This is a genomic window from Streptomyces sp. NPDC044033 (assembly GCF_056434425.1).
In genome coordinates, this window is the sequence record NZ_JBWKFF010000003.1 from 185,340 (window position 1) to 209,339 (window position 24,000).

At 72.7% G+C, this 24,000-nt stretch carries 1 protein-coding gene; it reads right to left on the minus strand.

Going from position 1 to position 24,000, the window contains the following annotated elements; all coding sequences use genetic code 11:
* Nucleotides 1-57: 57 nt before the first annotated feature.
* Nucleotides 58-24,000, minus strand: a complete 23,943-nt coding sequence (locus AC07AB_RS08320) for a WXG100-like domain-containing protein (RefSeq protein ID WP_478562065.1) — start codon at nucleotides 23,998-24,000, stop codon at nucleotides 58-60.

Consider the following 24,000-nt stretch of genomic DNA (forward strand, 5'->3'; position numbering starts at 1 on the left):
GCGGGGATTGCGTTCGGCTGAATGCGGCACGTGTCTTCTCTGGGTTGCCGACTTTTCTCAGGGGCGCCGCTCGGCGTGCTGTTCCCGCGCCAGCTCCAGCGCCTTCCGGTAGAACGGGTGGCTCTGCGGCACGCCCCAGCAGTGCAGGTAGACGAGGAGCTGGGTGAGGACGGTGTCGTACTCGACGAGCGCCGCGGCATCCTTTCCGGCCCGTTCCGACACGTCCGTCAGTACGGCCTCTTCCCCGGGGGCGAGCGTGTGCTTGAACCCTGACAGGTACTTGGTGAGCTGCCCGTACTTGGTGATGTAGTCGAGTTTGTTGTCGACCAGCATTCTGCGGCCGGAGGTGGCGACGACCGTGTCGTCGAGGTACATCCGCAGCGCGGCGGCCTTCGCCGCGCGCTCGTGGGCCAGCGCGATCATCTCGTCGGCCGTGAGCCCCTTCTCGCAGATCAACAGCATTTCGGTGTTCTTGTGCGTTTCGCCGACGTCCACGTGCGTCAGTTCGTGGGCCAGCGAACCGATCCGTTCCGCCTTTCCTTCCGGCTGGCTGAGCAGGACCGTCATGAAGTATTTCTTGGAGGGCTCGGCGTCGGTCGGCCTGGAGAGCCGCGTGCCGGGATTCCCCAACGAGAATCCGATCGTCTCCCGGCGCTCCAGCAGATCCGTCAGGAGCCGCCGGGTGAAGTCGGGGGCCGTGGCGTCCCGGGACATCTCCTCAAGTGCGTCGAGGTCCCCGCCGATCATCTTCCGGACCGCTTCCGCCGCCTCGGCCCGCTGGTCCCCGGTATCGAACATGGCCTCGTTCTTCACCTTGTTCACGTGCTCCCGGACCTGCTCTCCCACTGTCGCGGACAGCAGGTCCAGCTGCCCGTCGCCGGGCTCGCCGCGCAGCAGCGCGAGAGCGGCCTCGTGCGCGTCCGCGAGGAGGGTGAAGCGCTCGAAGCGGTCGGTGGCGCCGGCCGCCCGGGCGACCGGATCGTAGACGCTCCGCTCAGCGCGGATCTGCTCACGGAGGGCGTTCACGCCGCGCTGCCGCTTCTCCTTCACCCCGTCCTTGGCCGAGCCCGCCAGTCCGTCGAGCTCGTCGAGGCTCGCCTTCCGGGCGGCGAAGTCGGTGACCTTGATCTCGTGGAACGCGTCGAGCGCGTCGTCCAGCCGCTTCAACGCGCCCGGGCGGTTCGACAGCGCGCCGCCGCTGGTGAGCTTCTTGAACTCCTTCACGGTCATCACGGTGGCCGCGCCCGCCTCCGCGGAGCGCTCGGGCGGGTGCGCACCGCCGGGGAGGGTGCCGCGGGCCATCGCTGGGCCGGCGTGCGCCTGCTCCGGCACGCCTCCGTATCCACCGGCCGTCATCCGCGTCTCGGTGAGCCGGTGCCGGGAGGCGAGCGTCTGCGGGGAGCCCTCCGGCGCCGCCGGCCGCGGTCCGGGGCGGTCCTCCGCGTCCTGCGAGGGGGTCGGCTGCCGCTCGGCGGCACTCGCCTCGGCGGCCGCCGCGGTGTCGGCCCCGGCACTCACCTCGGCGGCGGCTGCGGTGTCGGCCTCGGCACTCGCCTTGGCCGCGGCCAGCGCGTCGGCCTCGGCCCTCGCCCGCTGCCGCGACTCCTCCCGGAAGGCGGCTTCGGCGGTCGCCTCGGCCTGTCGCCGCTCCGCGTCCTCGCGCGCTATTCGGTCGGCCTCCGCCTTCTGGAGCTTCTGGTGCTCCTCGTGCCACGGGCCCCGCCCGTACCGGACCGTGCCCTCCCCCATCGCGCCGACCGTGCCGTACCGCACGGTGGCGGTCGTACCGGGTTCGCCCTCCACCGTGTCGCGGACCAGGGAGATCACCTCCGGCGTGCCGTCCCCGCCGGTCTTCCCGGTGGCGATGCCCACCTCGCCGGTGCCGGTGGCGACGACGACATGACCGGCCTCGGGGCGCCGCTTTCGGGCGTCCCCGTCCCAGGTGTGCCGCGGGCCCGGCAGCAGCAGCTTGGCCAGGTCCGGGGCGGCCGAGTCGCCGACGCGGCCCAGGGCCCCGGCGAACCACTCCCGCGGGAGCGCCTCCTCACCGGCGGCCCGGAGGAGCTCCTCCCAGCCCGTCACCGGCGTCTCGGCCGGCACGCCGTCCCTGCCGCCGGGCTCACGCTCGGCGAGGTGCCGCAGCAGGCTCCCACCGCCGTCCGAGGGCGCCCAGACTTCCCGCCGCGCCGTCCCGGCCCGGCCGTCCATGGCGGCCAGCACCTTGCGCCCGGCCATCTCGGCGAAGTCGCCCGCGAGGTAGTGGTGGGTGAGCAGGAACCCGGCGGCCGGGCCGAGCGAGCTGGGCGGCAGCCCCTCGGCCAAGTCCCACTCCGGCCGCGTCAGGCCCGCCGCGTCCAGCGCCTGGAGCGCGTAGCGGACGTGCTCGGGGTGGTTGGCCGCACCCGGCCCCACGGAGATCGCCTTCGGCAGCCCTGCGGCCTGCAACGCCTTCTCGTGCACCGGGAGTTCACGCGCGGCGACGGCCTTCTCGTGGAGCACGGCGGCCAACCCCGGGCGACCGTTCTCCTCCCCCTGGCCGGTCGGCCAGGGAGAGAGCGCCGCGAACAAGCTCAACGCCTCGTCGCCCGGTATCCGGCCCAGCGCGTGCAGACGTCCGGCCAGGTCGGACAGCTCGGTCTCGGTGTGCCCGGAGTCGGGGGCGTCCGACAGGAGGGGTCCCGAGGGGAGTTCGAGGTCGTCCAGCGCCGCCTTCGTCCGCTCGTACACGTCGATGTACGGGGCGTGCTCGGCGGGGAAGAGCCCCTCCGGGCCCTTCGCCGCGCTCAGCTCCGCCTCGCTGAGGTCCAGGGAGCGGTAGCGGCCAGGGACCTCGTGGTACGTGTCGGCGGCGGTGGTGAGGTGCTGGTGGCGCTCCGCGGTGTGGTGGTAGGTCAGCCCGTGGACGTTGCCGCGGTGGAAGTCGAACAGCGCGGCCGTGGACATCGCTTCGTGGTAAGTGCTGTGCCCGGCCTGCACCATCGCGCCGACGATGCCCCGCCGGATCAGCGCCATGTCCACGGGCGCCCCCGTGTCGGCCGCCACCCGCAGCAGGTCGTACGTGCGCGTGGACAGGCCGACGGGCGCGTACTCGCCCCATTCGCGCAGCGCCTTGGCGGAGGGCGACTCGGGGTCCAGCCGGTACAGCTTGCGGTCGGGGATCCAGGCCAGCCCGGGCTCGGCCCCTGCCGTGTCCACCGCGTGGTCGCGCTCTCGCGCGCTGAGCACCGGGCGGATGTCGTCGGGGTGCGCGGTCGCCCGTACGGGATGGGGGGAGTCCGTGTCCCGGGCCTTGACGGCCAGCGGGTGTTCCCGGGACCACCGTGTCCACTCCGCGATCGCGACGTTCGGCACGGACGGCGACGGCAGCATGCCGTTGGCCACGCCCTGGTGCAGCAGCGCGACGATCTCGCGGATGTTTCCGTGCTCCACGACCTCCTGGACCGCCTCCCCCCTGTCGTCGAAGCCCACGCTCCCGACCTCGTAGTCGCGGAGGACACCGAAATACGGCCGCTCCGGTTCCGGCGTCGTCTGCCACACGTGATCCACGAGGACGCGGAACTGCTGGACGACCCGCTCGTCGCCGAGGAGCACGGCGGCCAGCCGCCGCTCGAACTGCTCCTCGTAGGACCGCAGCAGGGTGTCCTCCTTCGGCTGCGGGCCGGGCAGCGGCGGCACCCCGTGTTCCGGGTGCGAGGACACCCAGCGGCCGAGCCGGCCCGTCTTCTCGTCCCGGATCAGGGTGAGGACGGTGTGCGCCTCGCCGTCGGCGCCCACGTGACCGTGGACCTCAAGCCCGCTCACCGTCGTCGGCGCGTGGGTGAGAATGCCGGTCATGGCTGACACGTGCTGGACGACTCCGCCGTTTCTCCGCTCCGTGGGCATGCCCGTCTCACAGGACATCAGCACGATCCGCTTCGGCTTGGCGCCGAACTCCTGGATGTAGTGGTTGACCCGCGTACGGGCGAACCGGGCGAACTCCGCACCGGACACCGGGAAGGGGTCCGACTCGTGGGCACCGTAGGCCGTCACGCCCCACGGGCTGCCGTGCACCGCGATCCACAGGCCCCCGACCGCCGGCTCGGACGCGCCGGCCGCCTCCTGGGACGGCTCGGCCGCCTCCTCGGACGGCTTGGGCCAGGGGACGTCGGAGGAGGGGATGGAGTAGTCGAGTCCGTAGACCTGGCCCTGGTCGTGCTGGTTGGTGAGCACGTCGAGGTCGAGATCGGCGAAACCGGCCTGGAAGCTCGGCAGCTCCGACGAGGGGCTGCCGAGCCAGATGTCCGGGGAATTCCTCATGGTCGCGGAACGCGCCAGGCTCACGGTGCTCCACGGCATGAGCCTGCCGTCGCCGGGGTGCCGGAAGTAGCGGCCGGCCTGAATGTCCGCGACCTGGGCCTCGTCCGGCCTGCTGACGCTCCACGCGCCCTTGAACGGGAACCCCTCCCCCGGCTCCTCGGTGCGCACGATCTCGTCCCTGGGGCCGAAGACCGGCCGCCCGTAGGCGCGCGCGACCCGCTGCAGGAAGGCGAGGGGGCGGCTGAGATGGGTCTCCCCCTCCGCGAGCTCCGTGGGCATGGACACGGGCTCGGCGGCGCGGTCCACGACCAGGAGGAGCGACTCCGCCCTGCCCGCGTGCAGCCGCGCGAGGAACTCGCCGAGCTGATCGGCATTCACCGTCACCGAGGAACCGTCCTTGCGGTACAGCAGCACGCCGTCGTCGACGCGGGTGGCCTCGAAGTAGATCGGCTCCGCCCTGCCGGGGGGCGAGGGCCGCTGGGCGTAGAAGGCGCAGGCCGGAAGGCTCATGTCCGGCGGGCACGACACTTGGACGCACCGGCCGTACTCGGACTGGTACACCGCGATGTCCGCGTAGGAGACGGATCCGCCGGCAACGAGGAAGGACCGGGCCCGCTCCACGGGCAGATCCGGCAGGAGCTCGGGCACCCGCGGCTGTAGTGGCCTCGGCTCGGGCTCGGGCTCGACCCCCGGGGCCTGCTCGGCGCCCGCCTCTCCCTCCGCCGCTTCGGGGTGGCCCTCCGCCGCTGCGGGGGCGTCCTCCGCCGTTGCGGGATGGTCCTCCGCACTTTCGGAGTCGTCTTCCACCGTGCCGGGGCCGTCCTCCACCGCCGTCTCGGCGTCGCCCTCCGTGGCCACCACGGGGGCGGGCTCGGCCGTCTCGGCGGCCGCACCGGCACCGCCGGCATCGGCAAGCGTGAGGGGCTTCTTGGCCGAGCCACTGCCGAGCTGACTGACGATCAGGTCAGCCAGCGACGGCCGAGGGGCCTCGACGGGCGCGGGCTGCTCGGAGTTGGCCTGGAACGCGGAGCCGGTCTTGGGCCGCCGCGCTCCTTCCGTCTCCCCCTCGGGCCGCCGCGCTTCTTCCGTCTCCCCCTTGGGCCGCCGCGCTTCTTCCGTCTCCGTCTTCGGCGTGCCGCCACGGGCCGTGGACGGGCCCGCCCCGGCGTGGTGGTTTGTACGGGCCACCGGGTCCGACGTGCCGGGCTGCGCGAAGGCCGAGGCCCAGTAGCCGCGCCGCTCCGTGACGGGGTCGGTGAGCAGCGCGAGCACGCCCTCCCCGCCCCCGCCGCCCGCGCGGGGCGCGCTGACGTGGCCGACGACCCCGCTGGGCCCGTACCAACGGCGACCCGGCGATGCCTGCGCGGCCTGCTCGATGACGCTCTCGCCCTGAACCGTCCCGTGCCCCGCCACGTGGCAGGCGACGAGCACGACCGGCGCGCTGGTGTCGGGCGTCAACGAACTCACATAGGCGGCGATTTGCTCGCCCCCCACCTCCAACGGCTTCTCCTCACCTTCCACATCGAGGAGTACGCCCTTGTCGGTGCCGTGCGCGTCGAAGAAGTACGGGCGTACGGGCTCGGTGTCCTGCTGCCGGCCGGTGACGTGCCAGGGGGAGGCTTCGGTGGCCGATTCCACGTCCCCGTCAGGGATCTCGTGGTCCTCGGACCCCTTGTAGTGCCAGTAGGTCGCGCCGTCCCCGCGGAACTTGGCGTAGATCTTCTGGCGGTCGGCCCACCCCCGGTCGCTGTGCGAGGCATGGCCGATGACGCTGCCCTCGGCGTTCTTGATCTCACGCAGCCGGATCTTGCCGGCGGGGATGCGGCGGCCGTCGGTGGTGGTGACGGTCCGCTGCCCGCCTTGGTCCTGGGGCTGAGGCCGGTCGTGCGTGACGGGGCCGTCCGCCACCGGGGTGACGATCACGCGGGTGGCGTTGGACGCCGAGAGCCGGCCGGTGCCCCCGGTGGGGGTGGCGGTCGACGGCCCGGCGGTCGTCTCCTCGGCCGGGTTCAACGGACCGGACGTACCCGTGGCCGGCCTGCGGAGGTTCACCAATGACAGCCCGCTCCCCCACCGGCTGACCTTCGACCGCGTCGCGCCCAGCTTCTCCGCGAGCGACACCATGCTGGCGCCGCGGAGAACCTGCCCCCGCCGCCGCCCCGCCGCGGGCTGTGAGCCGCTCCGCTCCGCCGCGTCGGCGCGGCGCTCGCGCATGGCCTCCTCGCCCTCGGCCTCCTGGTTGCCGCTCTCGTCCGTCAGCCACTCCACCCCGATCCACCGCTCGATCTGGTCGGGGTCGACCGCCGGCTTCAGGAAGCCGGACTCGCCGGTGAGCCGTTTGAGGTATTCGGAGAGTCGCATGTCGAGGTAACCGGGGCCGCTGATCGCCCCGGCCTCCCGCGCCTCGATGGCGATCTCCAGCATTTTCCGGCCGGACTCGGACTTCATGTTCACGTCGGCGAGTTCGTCCAACGCGTACTTGAGGAAGCGGGACCTGGGCGGCGTGACGATGAAGTGATTGCCGAACACCTTGGCCTCGTACTGTGCCCGGGCCGCTCGCTCGACCCTCTCCGCCCTGCTCTCCCCCTCCGCCCCGGCGCCCCCCGCGCTCTTCAGCACGGACTCCATATGCGAGTCGTCGCGCAACTGCGGCGACATCATCGGGAGTGCGTCCAGGCCACCGGGCACCGCCAGCGAGTCGGGCAGTACGACCTTTCCGGGGCCGAGGTCGATGTCGAAGTAGAGGCCGCCGATCTTGTGGAGGACGGCGTAACGGGTGACGTCCGACGCCAGGGCGAAGGCCCTCTTGTCGAGTGCGCGGTCGAACAGCCGCTTCGCCTTCGTGTCTCCGAAGGGCAGCTTCCGCGACGAGTTCAGCAGCCCCTGCGTGATGGGCAGGGACTTGACGTGCGTGCCGAGATCCGAGTGGAGCAGGAACTCCTGGTTCGCCACCGCCGCGCCGTGGTCGGTCCACACCGTGAGGTTCCAGCCGGAATCGCCCGCCCTGGCCGCCCATGCGCGGATGTTGGCCTTCGCCGCCGGGGACAGTTCGCCGCCGAGCCAGACGCAGTGCAGCTCCTTGGGCACCTCCACGGGCGCCCCGCTCCCGCCGCCCATCACTCCTTGCCGGATGACCGACTGCCGGCCGTTCCCCTGGAAGGAGACCGTAGCCTCGGACGAGTCTTCGTTCCGACGGGTGGTCACCGGCTGCGTGCCGGCGAGTACGTCGCCGACGGGGAGTTCGTCATCGGGAGAGACGGAGGGCTCGCGCTGCGAGGCGGCGCGCGTCGCGGTCGGCTCTACGGTCCGCGTTTCGGTCTCAGTCTGGGGCTCGGCCTGGGGCTCGGTCTGGGGCTCGGCCTGGGGCTCGGCCTGGGGCTCGGCCTGGGGCTCGGCCTGCGCTTCGCTCTCAGTCTGCGCCGCGGTCCGGCTCTCGGCCGGCGTCTGGCTCCGCTCGCCCGTCGCGCCTTCCTTGGGCTTCGCCTCCTCCTTGAGCGGGGCCGCGCCCTCAGCCTTCGCCCCCTCCTTCGCCTTCCCCTTTTCCCCCTTCCCCTCCTTCTCCTTCTGCTTCTCCTTCTTCTCGGCGACAGCAGGCGCGTAGGACGTCCCGTCGTGGCGCAGCAGCGGGCCGTCCTCGGGCTCCTCGCCGTACGAGGTGACGCGGCCGTCCTCGCCGACGACGCGCAGGCCGCCGAAGACGCCCGCCGCGAGTTCCCGGGACAGCTTGGTCAGCGCGGGCGACGGGTTCGGCCGGGACAGCAGCGTCGCGGTGAGCTTGCGGCGCTGCTCGTCGGTGAGGGCGTCGCGCTGGTCGGCGGTCAGGGGGCGCCGCTCGTCCCCGTCCGATGCCGCCCGTACGCCCGCTGCCTCCAGTTCGGCCCGTGTGAACTCGTCGGCGGCGCCGGGGAACATCCGCTGTCCCAGGGCTTTGCGCTGGGTCGGGGTGGGGGACACGGAATCCGGGAGCAGCCCGCCGCCCTTCTCGTGCTCCGCCCGCTGTCCGGAGGTGAGCGGCACCCCGACGTGTCCCAAGTCCGCCTGACTGAACGGGTGTTGGGACAGCAGCTCGTCGCCGAGGTCCGGGAATTCGGGCTGTTCCAGCTCACGCGCCAGCCGCTCGCCGACGGACGCGGCCTCCTGCGGGCCGGTCCCGCGCAGCACCCCGTGCCGGCTCGTCTCCTCCGGAGCCTTCCCCTGCTCCATGCCCTTCATCGCGGCGGCGAGGGACTCGGCGAACAGCGGGCCCTCGCCGGTGACCGGCGTCAGGGTGTGGCGGCTGCCGTCCGGGAGGACGAGGGTGCTACCGCCCTCCACGGTGGCGGGGTCGGAGTCGTCGGCATCGGACTTCGCCGCCTGGCCGTCGCGGGACGGCAGGGCGGGCCGGTACTGGTCGTCCTGTACGTGCAGCACGACGGACGACGGCTGCGGCTCGCCCCCGCCCTCACCCTCGCCCAGCCGCCCGTCCTGGCCGCCCGGCTTGAAGTCCTGGTAGCCCAGGTCCGCACGGACCACGGTCACCGGCAGCTTCAGGGCCCGGGAGGCGAGAAGCGGCAGGAGGTCACCGGTGGCGTGGTTCCAGCCGGTGTCCTTGCGGTCCTCGATGCGGTCGTCCCCGGCGCGCAGCAGGGCCGTGCGCGCCAGAGCCGTCCGCTGCCCGGCCGTCGGCGTCACGGACTCCGGCAGCCGCTTCCACGCGTCGAACTCCTCGCGCTCCGTCGGCGTGAGGTCTATCCCGGCGGCCACCAGTTCGTCGGCAGTGAACCGGTCCCACGAGTCGACGGCGAGGAAGCCCGCCAACTCCTCGCTGTCCAGGCTGAACTGGTCGGCCATCTTCGCCTTGAGCGCTTCGATCGCGGCGACCGGATCGTCGTGGTCGAGGCCCAGGGCCGCCGTCCGCTCGGGGTCGGATTCCTTGAGGGCGTGGAGCAGCGAACGGTGGAAACTCGTGCCGGTGTCCGGGTTGCGCGGCCTGCCGGTACGCGCACTCGTGGCCGCGCCCGCACCCGTCCCCGCGTCCGTACCCGTACCCGTGCTCGTACCGGTGCCCGTGCTCGTAGCCCCGGCTTCCCCCTTGGCGCTCGGCGGGTCCACGAGGTCGAGGACCGTCGTGCCGTCCGGACCGGTCAGGCTCAGCGGCTTGTCATCGGTGTCCTTGGTGAGCACCGCGTACGGCTCCGGCACCGGCTCGTCGTCCACGGGACGGGTGTACGTCTCGGGGTCGGCGTCCGGGTGCCACGGCTTGTGGTCCGCCGCACCGACCGTACGGGCGGACTGCCGCGCTGCCTCGAAGCGCGCCCGCGCCCGTACGGCCGCGCCGTGACGCGCCTGAAGCTCCTCGCGGGCCTTCGCGTACTCGCTGTCGGCGGTACGCAGGGCGTCCCTGGTCGGCGAGGTCTCGCCCGCGCCGGCGGCCGGGGCCTTGCCCGCCCGCTTGTCCGCGGCCAGCCACTGCTCCCGCTTGGCGCGGGCGTCGTCCAGAGCGGTCCGGTAGCGGGCGTCCTCGGCGCGCCAGTGCCGGGCCCAGGCAGCGGCCTTGTCGCGCTCGCGGGCTTCGGACTCATCGGCATCGGCCTTCCCGACCAGCGGGTCGTGCTGCCCGGCGGTCTCCAGCAGCCAGGGGGCGGTCTCCTGGTGAACGGTCTCGACGGCGTCGGGTTCGGCGGCGTACGGCTCGACGGCGTCGGGTTCGGCGGTGGCGAGGGCCTGGTCGGGGTGCGGATAGCCGGGTGCGCTCCGCGGGGCCGGGCGCGGCTCGTGGTCGTCCTTGAGGTCGGGGTCCCACGGGCGCGGCGGCTGTCCCTGGCGCTCGGACTCGGGCACGCCGTAGTAGCGCATGGCGTCGTGGGCGGCGCGCCAGGCGCGGGCGAGGCGGCGCTCGGCGGTGAGCCGTTCCCGGCCGTGGTCGGCCAGGTCCTGGAGCAGCTCGGCGTGGCGCTCCTCGCGGGAGGCCAACTGCCGCTGGACGACCTGGTGTTCGGCGGTGAGCTCGGTGACCCGGGTTTCGCTCTCGGTGAGCTCGACCGCCGTGCCGCGCTGCTTCGCGCGCAGTTCGGCGGCGCGCGCGACGGCCGCCTCGTGTTCGGCGGCCGACGCGCGCTGCTGAGCCTCGTCGAGGTGCGGGCCGTGCGCCGTGCCATCGTTGGCGGAGTCGGTGACCGCTCCGGTGGCGTTGTCGGCCTCGGCCTTGAGCCGTTCCGTTTCCGCCCGCCGCTCGGCCTCGGCCACCCGGTCCGCGATGTCCGCGGCCCGGCGCTCGGCTTCCTCGGCGTCGTGCGTGGCCTTGGCATCCCGCGCGGCGGCCTGCTCGCGAGCCGTCTCGGCTTTTGTCAGTGAGGCGCGTGACTCGTTGAACTTGGTGCGCGCGTCGGCGAGTTCGGCCGGGAAGGAGGTGCGCAGGGTGCGCGCCGTCTCGTCCCACGCCTCGGCCGCCTCCATGAAGACGTCGGTCTCCGTCTTCACGGCCTTCGAGGCGTCCTCGACCTCCGGCGGCAGCAGGCCGAACTTCTTGGCCAGGTCGTTGGCGACCCAGACGTACACGCCGTCGCTCACCGTGTGGCCGACCGCGGCCGGGGCCAGGCCGAAGTCCTTGCGGATGACGGACGGCACGAGACCGTTGACCTTGGTGACCAGCGGGGCGTCGGCGATGCGCTGGGTGACCTTGGCGACGTGCTGCCAGTACACCGGCAGCCGCACCAGCACGGCGCCACCGGCGGGCGGCTTGACCGTGGACAGGCCGGAGGTCCGGCGGTCGGAGGTGATGCCGGAGGTCGCGCTGTCCGTCCAGGCCGAGCCGGACCCGGCCACGCCGCCGGGCGGCAGCGGGGCCGGCACGGTCGCCACGTTGGGTCCACCGGTGAACGCCGGCGTGTGCGTCTCGGTCGTGTCGCCGGTGTGCGCGTGGTTGAGCAGCCCGCGGCGGTTGGCGCCCAGGCCCGCGTCGGGGTCGAGGGTCACCACCTGCGCGTGGGTCAGGTCGACGCTCGCGAGCAGCGAGAGGGTGGCGTCGTGGCCGCCGACCGAGGTGGCGCTGTCGTGCAGCGGGGGCAGGGTGAACCGCTCCCGCACCATGCGCGGGAACGCGGCGCTCAGCACCTCCTCGCTGACGTTGTTGTAGTGCGACTCCGAGCTGGCGGACCCGGGCCGGGCCAGCGTGCCCTTGCCCAGGTACGGGCCGCCCTTCTCGCCGACGGCCGCCTTGCCGTGCCGCGGCCGAAGCCAGTTCGGCTTCTCGGCGACGTCCAGGGCGAAGGACCCCGCCTCCCGCAGCTTCTCCACGCCCCCCACGCTGAGCACCACGAGGCTCTCGGGGTCGGCGGAGAACAGCTCCTTGGCCTTGGTGTACTGCGACTGCGCCGATCGCTGGGCAACGTGGTCGCCGGCGCCCGGCAGGAGTTTCGGCCAGTCCGTGGCGTCCTTCTCCAGGGTCTGGGGCTTCAGCGCCGGCTGGTGGGGGCCGCCGTCGGACTGCGGGAGCGCCAGACTGACCGGCACGTGCTCGTCGATCTCGCCGACGTCGTGCTGGAACGACAGCGCCCGCCTTCCGTGCAGCTCCAGGTCGATGTGGAGGGTGAAGCGGGTCCGGCCGGACACGGTCGGTCCCGACCAGGCCACGGACCTGGTCTCCATGTCGTTCACGGTGGTGGCGAGGGTCGTCGAGCGGGACGTGCCGCCGATGTCCTGCAATCCGCCGCTGGCCGACTTCATGCCGGCCTGGCCGTCGACCGTCGGCGTCTCGCTCACCTTGTAGCCGCCGTCGGTGCCCCTCGACACCTTCTCCGCCAGCGTCTTGGCGCCCAGCATGACCTTCGACGTGGTCAGCGCCACGTCGTGGCGGAGCGTGCCGTCGCCGAACTCCTCGCGGCGCAGGGTGAAGACCAGTCGGCCCTTGTTGGAGGGGCCGATGTTGTTGCGTACGACGCGCAGCGACGTGCCGCCGTGCTCCAGGGTGGCGCGCATGCCGCGCAGGCCCTCCGGGGAGAGCAGCGTGTTCTTGTTCGCGAGACTGCCCAGTTGGTCGTCGAGGATGCTGTCGGGGTTGATCCAGTCCGCCTGCCGGGGCAGCTTCTCGCGTACGTGCGCGGCGAACGCGTCGAGCGCCGAGGCCATGTCGAGGCGGCCGACCGGGAAGGCGGCCAGCGTCGTCAGGTCGCTCGACGAGAACTTCTCCTCCGTCGGCTGGGAGCCGAGCCCGTCGTCGTAGAGCCCCTCCGCCTTGGCGTCCTCCAGCGGCATCCACATCAGGACGCCGTCCGGCACCGGCACGATCCGGCCCTGCGCGGGGTGCGCGCCGCCCAGCGCGTTGACCAGCGGGGCGATCTGTCCGGCATGCCGGAACCGGGCGGCCAGGTGCCAGTCGACATCGGCGACCACCAGGGCCATCGGGCCGTTGTACTCGCTGGTGTTGGCGGGGTTGCCGTACATGCCCGCCGCTTCGGTCCTGGAATGGCCGCGGGAGTACGGGGTCCAGCTCAGCCCGTAGCTCCCGGTCGAGTGGTGTGCGTCGGTGTGCTTGGCCCGGAAGGCGGCGTTGAGGCCGATGCTGCGGCTCGTGGTCGAGGTGACGGAGTCGCCGCCGCCGGTCAGCGCTCCGCCGATGACGGAGGTGGTGAGGTCGCCGGAGTCGACCACCGACAGCACGCGCGCGTTCTTGAGCTTCGGCCAGGCGCTGGCCGTGGCGGTGACATCGGTGAACGCGGTCTTGCCGTACAGCTCGCCGACGTGCTTGCCCATCTGCGCGGAGTCGCTGAAGTCCGCCTCGTTGCGGCCGGTTCCGAAGGAGTCGGCCAGGGCGCGGGCGGCCGGGGTGCCGTCCAGTCCGTAGACCCACGAGCGGCCGGAGACGTTGCTCAGCAGCTCCTTGAGGTGCTGGTGCACCACCTGGGGGGCGATCACGCTCTGGACGAGGTGGGGGTGGTCGAAGAGGGAGTGCGGTTCCCATTCGGGGACCGGGCGGCCGGAGGAGAGCTTCTCGGCGAGCGCCGCGTCCATGGGGGTGGGCCGCTCGATCGCACGGTCGCGCCCGAGGCCGCCGAGGGCGGGTGCGGGGTCTCGCTGCTGGGGGGCGGCGGTCTGCTCGGTGGCCTCGTGGGTGCTCTGCCCGGTGGGCTGCGGCTGTTCGGCAGGCTGCGGCTGTTCGGTGGGCTGCGGCTGTTCGGCGGGCTGCGGCTGCCCGGTGGGCTGCGGCTGTTCGGCAGGCTGCGGCTGTTCGGCGGGAGGTTCGGCCGGCTGTTCGGTGGAGGGTTCTGCGGGGGATTCGGTGGTCGTGTCGGGCGTGGTCTGCCGTGCGGGCTGCGCCGCGGGCTCGGAAGGGGACGCACCTGGAGACAGGGCGGCGGGGACCGCGATCGACACATGGCCGGTGTACTGGCCCGGGTCGGAGCCGAGGAGCGGGACGACGGGGCCCCGCCGCACGAACCACGGCAGGCTCAGCAGCTGCCCGGAGGCCACGCGCGCGATCTGGCGGGGACGCCAGAACGAGGAGGCGGAGGCATCGAACTTCAGGTCGTACGTCCACAGGTGCTGGGGCCCTGAGCTGGTGATGCCGCCGTCCGGGGCGATCACCGGGCCGTAGTTCGCGCTGTAGGACTTCGACTTGCCGGCCCGGGCGCTGAACCCGCCGGAGCCGCCCACGTCACCGCCGCCGCTGGCCGTCACATCGATGCCGCCCGATATGCCCTGGGTGCGGGTGGTGGAGGCGTCCGCGTGGCGCATCGAGGCCACGTTGTTGGCCAGGCCCAGGTCGTGGTGGACGCCGTCGAAACGGCGTTGGGTGGCGGAGGCCCGTACGGTGACGGTCACGTACTCCTTCACCAGCGCGCGCAGCTTGCCGTCGTAGAACTGGCCCAGGCGACCCAGCTCGAAGGAGATTCCGGTGCTCGCCAGCGCCCCCAGATTGCTCTCCAACTGCACCTGGGAGAGGACCTGGTAGAGCTTGTGGGTGTTGCGCAGCGCGTTGTTGTAGTCCTGCGCCCGGCCCGGGAATCGCTTGGGCACGGACTCGCCGGTCGTGGCGTCCGTCGCGTACCGGAATCGTTCGGGCGTGTGCATGCCCGGCGCCAGGATCAGGCCCGGGTACTTCTCGGACAGCTCGCGCTGCACCTGGTCGCGCACCTTCTCCACCAGGGACTTGGTGTGCTCGCGGGCAGCCTGGGACTCGGCGGGGGCGGCGCTGCCGGAGGGCTCCTCGGGCGCGGTCGCGGTCGCGGTCACGCTCTGGCCGGCGGTCGCGTTCTGGCCGGCGGTCGCCGTCTCGTTGGCGGCCGTGCTCTCGTCGGCGGTCGGCGTCTCGTTGGCAGTCGCCGTCTCGTTGGCGGCCGTCGTCTCGTCAGCGGTCGCGCTCGTGTCCTCAGTCGCAGCCGAGGCGGGGTGCGTCGTCGTGCTGCCGCCGGGGCCGGAGTCCAGCTCCACGACGGCGTGCGGGCCGAAGGTGAGCGGATTGTCCTCGATCAGATAGGCCGGGGCCTGAGGCTCCGGCGCGCCCTGCGCGAGCGCGGTGCCGTCGTCCCAGCCCGCCAGCCGCCGCGCCTCGCCGCGCGACAGCAGCAGCGAGGCCGTGAGCCGCGCGGGCTCCCCGCCGGGCTGTGGTGAGGTCCACTCGCCGCCCACCCGACGCGCCTGGATGTTGTACGTCACATCGTAGAACCCGGCGTGGCCACGGGAGTTGACCGTACGGCCGCTCTCCGCGTTGTTGCCGCTCACGGACGACTCGGCGCGCTGGCTGGAGACCGACAGGGCGCCGCCCGCCTGCACCTTCGGGCCCTCGGTGCCCAGGGGTGCGAACGCGGGGCCGAGCGTCACACCGGCCGAGCCGCCCTGGGTGCTGCGCCGGTCCACCGTCGCGGTCGCGCGATTGGCGTCGGCCTTCTTGACCTCGGTCTCGTCCGTGGGCAGCCGCAGCTTGGCCGCGACCGGCTCCAGCTTCAGCTCGATGGCCCCCAGCGAACGGTCCTTGGAGGCGTCGACGAACAGCGGCTGGCTGAGCGCGGTGCTCGTGGTCGCCGGAGCGAGCAGCGTGCGCAGGCTCTCGGGCGCGAGGAAGTCCACGATGTGGCGGCGGGCGGTGGTGTTCGGCCCGGCGTCGGGGAACTCCTTGAGGGCCCAGTTCAGCAGATGTTCGCCCGTATGGACGTCGAGCGGCGTGAACAGCCGGGGCCGGGACCCCGGGGGGAACGTGAACTCCGCCGGCAGCCGGTCCGGCCGTACCGGGTGGGTGATGCTGTCCGGGGCGCGCCAGAGCATGCCGCCCCGCACCGCGTATGTGGCGCGGTTCGAGGCTCCGGCAGGCCGCCGTGGGTCGCCCGGCAGCTCGTTCTTCTTCTTGTCCCAGCTCTTGTACTCGACGACGACGTACAGGTCGTCCACGTGGACGTGGCTGTTGCCCTTGCCCGCCGCCGTCATGCTGGTCTGGGCGCGGTTCTCCGTGCCGTAGGAGTAGCTGGGCTCCACACGGCGGACGGAGAAGGCGACCGAGCCGTACGGGCTGGCCAGGCCCCCGGCGGGCCCCAGAGGGATGGACGCGGCGAAGGAGCGGGTCGCCCCGAGGGTCTTGCTGTCGCCCGCGCCGGGGCGGCTGCGGACCTCGGTCTCGACCTTCGTGTCCTCGGTCTTGGAATCGTCCTTCTTCTTCTCCTTGGCCTTCTCCTCTTCGGCCTTCTTCTCTTCGGCCCCTTCGCCCCCTTCGGCCTTCCCTTCGGCCTTCCCTTCGGCCTTCTCCGGTTTGGCCGTCTCCGCTTCGGCGCCCTTCGGCTCGGACTCCGTACCGCCCTTGTGCTGAGACGCGCTGTCAGTTTCAGGCGAGTCCGCCGAGGGCTGCGGCTCGGCGTAGCGGCTCCACTCTCCGAAATTGCCGACCTTGACGGTCAGTTGCCGATATCCGCCGTCGGCGGTGCGGAACTCGAAGGGACGGCCGCCGAGGAACGTATGCGGATTGTCGACCAGTTCGCGGCGCAGCTCGTCGAGCCCGCCCTCTGCGGGTTTGAACGTTTGCGCCAGCTCTTCCCCCAGCAGGTCGAGGCCGCGGAAGGTGACTTTGCTGTTGCCGAAGCCCTGGAGCGTACGCGGAAGTTCGGACTCGTCGTCGAACTTGACCAGCTCGTTCGGCTCCCAGTTCGGTGCGACCGGTTCCGACTCCAGCTCGACCTTGCGCTCCTCGCCCGGCTCGGAGCTCTCCACGACCTTCTTGGGTTCCGCCTTGAGGTGCGCGTATGCCTTGTCGAGGATCTGCTCCTCGGACACGCCGGGGAAACGCTGCCGGGTCTGGTACAGCAGCCGCTCGTAGTCATCGGCCGACAGCTCGTCGAGCTCGCGGTCACGCTCCTCCGGCGAGGGCTTCTGCGGAGTCTTCTCCCCGGCCTCCCCGCCGCCCGGAGCGTCCGGCGGCGTCGAGTCGTCGCCTCCACCATCGCTTCCGCCGTCGCCCCCCTTAGGCGCGGGGGCGATCTGCTCCTCGTCCACTTCGGGGATCGTGTGCAGGGAACGGTCCAGCGGCGGCAGATCCCCCAACTCTACCGAGTGCGCGGCCAGTTCATCGCCGCTTGGCGTCGAGAAGGATTCCGGCGAGGGGCCCGGGGAGGGTTCCCGGGAGACGGAAGGCGAGAGTGGCGGGGCGCCCTTGTCCTGGCCCGCGCTCTCCTTGCTCGGCTTCGCCGCGGTCTCCGGGTTGTTGGCCAGGAAGGAACCGGCCTTCGGCTCCACGTCGTCCGGCTCGCGCTCACGGAACGGGCTGGTCAGCTCCTCGTCCTCCGCGACGTCGGCCTTCTTGGCCGCCGGCCGCTCGGTCTGCAAGGAACCGGCGAGCTGTTCGCCGGGGTTCGGATCCACCGTGTCCCGCACTGGGCGCGCCACGGTGCCGTCGGCGCCGTCCCCTTCGGGCTTCGCGCCGTTGCCCGCGCCGCCGCCCTCTTCACCGTCCCGAGGGCCGGCCGCGCCGGGCTTGCCCGAGGGCGGGGGCGGCGGCACGTCGAAGTCGTCCGTTCCGCCGGAGGACCCGCCTGGGCCGCCCTTTCCGTCCGCGCCGCTCGGGCTGTCCGCGCTGTTCGGTTCGGCCGTGTCCGCGCCACCGTCCGCGCTCATCCGGCGGGCCCGCTCCAGCAGGGTCGCGCTCTCCCGGGCGGCTGCGGCCTTCGCCGAGGTCGGCAGTTTGTCGAGGGCCTGGTCGATACGGCGGTTGAGGGGGCTCAGCGGGTCGGGAGCGCTCAGCGCACGGTCCAGGCGCGCACTTTCGGCGTCGCGGAGAGCGCTGGATTCCACCCGGTGCTCGTCCAGCAGCTTGTCGGTGGCCTCCGGGTCCCCGGCGGCCTCGTCGAACCGGCGCACCCACTCCTCGCGCACAGCCCGGGTACGGGAGGGGCCGCTCGGGTCGCCCTGGCGGATCTCCTCCACCCTCCGCTCGCGGGACAGCTCCAGGACCCGGTCAAAGTGCTCGCTGTCGACCCGTTCGAGCTCATCCGCGTCCTGGGCGGCGGCTCGGCGCTCCGCCCACCGGTCCCGCTCCTCCTGCGGCATGCCCAGCGTCTCCTGACGCTCGGCGTACCACCGCTCCTGAGCGGCCTCCCACTTCTCCTGCTCGGTCTGCTCCTTGGCCTGCTCCGGAGTCCGTTCGTCGGGCTGCTCCTCGGACCGCTGATCGCCGCCCTCGCGGCCGCCGTTCCCGGCGTCCGAGTCGTCGCCGCCACCCCTCAGGTTTTCAAAGCGCCGTTGCAGATCGGCCCACTCGGCGCCCTCACCCTCCAATCCCTGCTCGGCCTGCTCTTCCGCCTGCCCCGAAGCCAGCTCGTCGGACTGCTCCTCGGACCGCTGACCGCCACCCTCACGGCCGCCGCGCCCCGCGTCCGAGTCGTCGCCGCCACCCCTCAGGGCTTCAAAACGCCGTTGCAGATCGGCCCACTCATCGCCCCCGCGTCCCGCGTCCGAGCCGTCGCCACTGCCCCTCAGGTTTTCAAAACGCCGTTGCAGATCGGCCCACTCGTCACCCTCGCGCCCCGCATCCGAGCCGTCGCCACTGCCCCTCAGGTTTTCAAAACGCCGTTGCAGATCGGCCCACTCATCGCCCCCGCGCCCCGCATCCGAGCCGTCGCCACCACCCCTCAGGGCTTCAAAGCGCCGTTGCAGATCGGCCCACTCGGCGCCCTCACCCTCCAACCCCTGCTCGGCCTGCTCCTCCGTCTGCCCCGGAGTCCGTTCGTCGGACTGCCCCTCGGACCGCTGACCGCCGCCCTCACGGCCGCCGCGCCCCGCGTCCGAGTCGTCGCCGCCACCCCTCAGGTTTTCAAAGCGCCGTTGCAGGTCGGCCCATTCATCGCCCCCGCGCCCCGCGTCCGAGCCGTCGCCGCCACCCCTCAGAGCCTCAAAGCGCCGTTGCAGATCGGCCCATTCATCGCCCCCGCGCCCCGCATCCGAGCCGTCGCCACCACCCCTCAGAGCCTCAAAACGCCGTTGCAGATCAGCCAGTTCGCCGGGCTGCTCCTCGGACCGCTGATCGCCACCCTCACGGCCGCCGCGCCCCGCGTCCGAGTCGTCGCCACTGCCCCTCAGGTTTTCAAAACGCCGTTGCAGATCGGCCCACTCATCTCCCCCGCGCCCCGCATCCGAGCCGTCGCCACCACCCCTCAGGGCTTCAAAGCGCCGTTGCAGATCGGCCCACTCGGCGCCCTCACCCTCCAACCCCTGCTCGGCCTGCTCTTCCGCCTGCCCCGAAGCCCGCTCGTCCGACTGCTCCTCGGACCGCTGACCGCCACCCTCACGGCCCCCACGCCCCGCGTCCGAGCCGCCGCCGCTGCCCCTCAGAGCCTCAAAACGCCGTTGCAGATCGGCCCACTCGCCGCCCTCACCCTTCAACTCGCGCAGACGCCGCTGAAGGTCGGCCAGTTCGTCGTCGCCCGCGCTCGCCCGCAGGTTTCGGGTGCGCCGGTCGTGCTGCTCCTTGAGCTCGTCGTTGAGGCCATCCCGCTCGAACCGCCGCTGCCAGTCGGCGCGTTCGGACTCCGACGCGCCGAGATCCTTGAGGTCGCCGAGCCGCTTCGCGGTGTCGAGCGAGTCCAACTCGGCCTCGTAGTCGTCGCGGAGCCGGTGCTCCTCCTCCGGGGTCGTGGCCGAGTCCCGGCGGGCCGCCCACTCCTCGCTGCGCTCCGGCGTCATGCCGAGCGCTTCCTCGCGCTCCCTGCGGGCGTCGGCCAGGAAGTTCCGCGCGCGGGCCTCCTCCGCCAGGGGCGAGGAGATTTCGCCGCGCGCCGCCAGGTCGGAGCGGAGCGATTCGAGCCGGTCCTCGAACCCCTGCAAGCGTTCGGTGGTCTCCCGCGGCGTACCGGTGAGCACCGAGGACTCGATGTCCAGTGCGTGTTTGTACCACTCCGAGCGCCGCATGCCGAGCGCGGACGCCCGGTCGTACCCGCCGTCCATGTGCCGACGGAAGTGCTCCACGCGTTCGTCGAGCCCGGCCTCGGCCACCGCGTCCTGGAGCTTGCGCAACCCCTCGGCCGCCTCCTTGTGACGCCCGGCCGACGTGTCCTCGGTGATCTTCTCGGAGAGCTCGCGCGTCTCGTCGGCGTCCATGCCGTGCCTGCGGGCCTGGCCGCGCAGGTGCCGCAGCGCCCGTTCGACCCGGCGGCCGGTCTCCGTGCGGGCGGACGGCGGGGCGTCGGGGACCGCGTGCGCCAACGGGTCGGGGGTCACGACCGGCGGCAGCTCGTCGAGGTCCGGGCCCAGGTCCGAACGGTCGGCGAACGGCAACTCGTCCAGTAGGGAGTCGAGTTCGTCCGACCCGGCGCGGCCTTCCGCGCCCGTACGGTCCTCCGCTCCGGCGTGTGCTTCGGCGCCCGTACGTGCCTCCGCGCCCGTACCGCCCGTACCGCCACCGCCCGTACCGTCCGAGGGGACGGGGGGCAGCGCGCCGAGCTTCTCCTCCAGCTCGGCGAGCCTCTCGTCCTCCTCGGTACGGGGCCGGTTGCGCTCGTCGACGTCGGACCGACCGTGCGCGCCGTCACCGTCACCGTCGCCGTCCGAGCCATGCCCCCCGCCCGGCTCCCGCGGCTCGGAGCCGGTGCGCTCCGCAGAGCCGCCGAACCCCCACTCCTCCTCTTCTCGGAGGGCCTTGCGGTACTCGTAGCGCAGATCGCGCAGGCGCTCCTCGGACCGGGCCGCGTCCACGCCGGTGGTGTTCTTGAGCTCCGTCAGCCGCTGAGCGAGGAGTTCATCGTCCGTCAGGGGGTCCTCGGAGGGCCCCTTGAGCGCTTGGAGGCGCTCTTCGAGGGACTCGTCGTCGTCCGACCGGCCGTGCGCCGTCTCATCGTCCGACCGGCTCCGCTCCCCGTCACCCGTCCGGCCGTCCGGGTCCGGCAGGCGGCTGGAGGTGTGCGCCTCGTCGCCGCCCGCCCATTTCAGGTTCTCGTCCAGTCGGCGCCGCTCTTGGGCGAGGTGGTCGCGTACGGGCCGCACCAGGTCGCCGACGTCGGACGTCTTGCCGCCCGCTATCGCGTCCTCGATGGCGTGGGCGGCTTCCGGGGGGAAATTCCACGGTTCGGGCGCATCCGGGTCCACCGGGAGGCTGTGGCGCGCGTCCTCCAGCTCCTCCCTGGTGCCGGCTTCCAAGTCCTTGAGCTTTTCGACGTGTCGGAGCGCCTCGGCGGTGTCGCCCTTGGCGAGGGAGACCTCGATGTCGTCCAGAACGGCGCCGCGGTCCGCGTCCCGCCGAGGCTGCCCACCACCGGTGACGTCGCGCTGCGGGACCTGCGGCCATATGGACTCGTCGGCGAGATCGACGGGGTCCGCTGGGCCGTGGCCGGTGTGCTGGCCTTCGTCGTGCGAGCCGTTCAGTTCGTCGTACGAGCCGTCGGGGCCGTCATGCGAACCGTTCGGGCCATCGGGCGAGCCGTCAGGGCCGTCGTGCGAACCGACGGATTCATTCCCTGCTCCGCTGAACTCGCTCTGCGTACGGGCCTGTTCGCCACCCGAGAGCGCTCCAGTGGCCTGCCGCGGCTCGAAGGAAGAGCCCGAGCCGTGGTCGGAGAAGGCGGCGGACGAGCCGCCCGACGACCCCGACGACTCCGTCGCGATGCGCGGCGGCGCGCTCGGCACCTTCGGCAGGTCGTCGTTGTCGAGGCCGGCGAACGGATCGTCGCCATGCGGGTCGAAGGTGTCGGCGTCGCTTCCGGAACGGCTCTCGTCGCCGCCGCGAACCGGCTCCGACCCGTCCCCGGTCCGTACGGTCTCCTCCCCGGCGGAGCCGCCGGTGCCCTCTCCGCCCTTGCCCGCTGCTTGCTTCAGGGCCCCGTCGGACCCGGACACGGTCCGTACGCTCTCCGCGGAAGGCGCGCGGTCGGTGCCTCCGGCCCCCGGGCCGGGCCCGGTCTTGGTGCCGCCGCCCTGCGGCCCGGCACCGGGTGCGGGCGCGGGCGCGGAGTTGGAGGGGCCCGGCGGCGTGCGCTGGGGGCCGGACGCGTTCGGGCCCTGGCGGGCGGGGGGCGCGGCGGTCTGCGTGCCGTCCTGGCCGGCCGGGGCGGCGTGCGTGCCCATCGGCACCGCTTCGGGCGCCTTCTCCTCCGGCCCGTCGCCACCGCGCGTACCGGCGTGCTCCGGCCCCGTCGGCCGGTCGGAGTCCGAGCCACCGTCGTGGGCTCCGGCGCCGTGCGATCCGGCTCCGTGCTCTCCGCCGCTGTGGGCACCGCCCTGCGCGGCCGTGCCGACGCCGTTCGGGTCGACGGTCGTACCGCCCGGGCCGCCGTCTCCGGTGGCCCCGCCCGACGCACCGTGCTGCGACGACGTCGCGATCTGGTGGGGAGCGGGCGAGGGACCGAAGTCGTCGCCGTGCGTCGAGGTGCCGGACAGCGACGAGGCGTCGGCCGCGGCCGACCCGTGGGAGCCCGACGACGACGTGCCGATGGGGGTCGGGGGCGGCGGCGCGGACGCGCCGTCCGGCTTCGAGCCGAGATCCGATGACGGGGGCGACGGGGAGGAGGCCGAGGGCGGAGGGGGCGCGCCGACGTCCCCGCCGCCTCCGTGGGAACGGAACGCGTCGATGCCGTGTCCGACTCCGCGGCCGATGGCACCGCCCAGCGCACCCGCCACCGGGGTCCACCCGGTCACCTTGAACTCGTGGTCGGGGCCGAAGATGAGGTTGTACAGCCCCTCACTGACGGCCATGTGACCGCCGTCGACGGCGGAGCCGCCGATCAGCTCCCCGACCTTGTAGCCCAAGTCCCCCTTGAGGTTCTTGCTGATGCTCTCCGTGAGCGCCGCGGGCAGTTCGTGGGAGAGGGCGTGCGCGCCGTCCGCGCCGAGGTGGCCCGCGTACGGCTTGACCGCGTCGTCCAGGGACTTGGTCAGCGCCTGCCAATCGGCCTTGCCCGACCAGTTCTTGACGAACGCTTCGCCGTAGTCCTTGCCGAGGGCTCTCGCGGTGTCGTTCCCCAGGGCCTCGCCGAGGTGCTTCTCGAAGGATGTCGATATATCGCGGACGACGCCCCTGCCGACGGCCTCAGCGCCCGCGCCGCGAACGCCCTTCGCACCCATCTGTTCGAGCGATTCGGTGGTGCTGCCGAGCGTTTTGCCGAGGTCGTTCCCGAGCCCGCGGGCGGCGGACTCGCTGATGCCGTTGTCCGCGGCGTTCGTCCCGGCCTTGCCGCCTGCCTCGGCGGCGCCGTCGCCCGCGCCCCGGCCGCCGGTACCGCCGGCGCCGTCGCCCGCCCCCTTGCCACCGCCACTGGCGGCACCGTCGCCGGCACCACGGCTACCGGCCCCGCCCGCACCTTCGCCGGCTCCCTTGCCACCGGCCCCGGTCGTACCCTCGCCGATCCCCTTGCCACCGGCGGTAGCCGCGCCCTCCGCCGCACCCTCTGCGGCGCCCTTGCCGCCGCCGCGCGTAGCGCCCTCCGCCAGGCCCTCGCCCAGCGACTTGGCGCCGCCCGCCACCGCGCTGTCCGCGCCGTGCGAGGCGGCCCCGGCCAGGCCCTTCGCCAGCGCCTCGCCCGCGTCGTGCGCGAGCGCCTTGGACAGCCCCTTGCCGATCGTGTTGCCGAGGAGCTTGCCGACGCCCTCGCCGAGCAGCGAGAACGGGCCGCCGACTACGCCCGCGATGGCGCCGAACTCCGCTGCCATCGTCGTGAAGGAGGTGTTCCACTCGCGCCGGTGGCCCTCCGCCATCTGTGCGCCCTGGACGAGCGCGTCCAGCAGCAGGCCGCCGATGACGCCCATCAGGACCTGCGCGGTGATCTGGCCGATCAGGTACTTGGCCAGCAGAAAGAAGAAGACCCGGAACGCGCCTTCCGCCGCTGCCGCCCAGAGCTCGGAGAGCCCGCCGGTGAACGGCGCGAGAGCCTGCGCGAGAAGCACCTGCGCGACCAGCATGGCGAGCTGAAGGAAGATCATGATCTTCGTGTACTCGACGTCGCTGCCGGTGTTGAAGGCGTTCTTCGCCAGCCCCTCGGCTTCCTTCTTCGCCCTGCCGAGGATGCTGTCCTCGCCGCCGCCGATGAGGTAGTTCGCCCACTGCTCGAAGGCGCTGGCGGACTCGCCCTCGAAGCCTTCCTTCACCTTCGGGAGGACCTGCCGCAGCAGATCCTCGACCTGGCCGAACTTGTCGGCGACGTCCTGGTACTGCGCGCTGACGTTCCACAGCCGGTGCTCGTCGGCCTGGGGGTAGTCCATGCCCGTCAGGGCCTTGAGGAATCCCCGCCAGCCGTCGGAGCCGTCAGAAATCGAATCGTCCGCCAT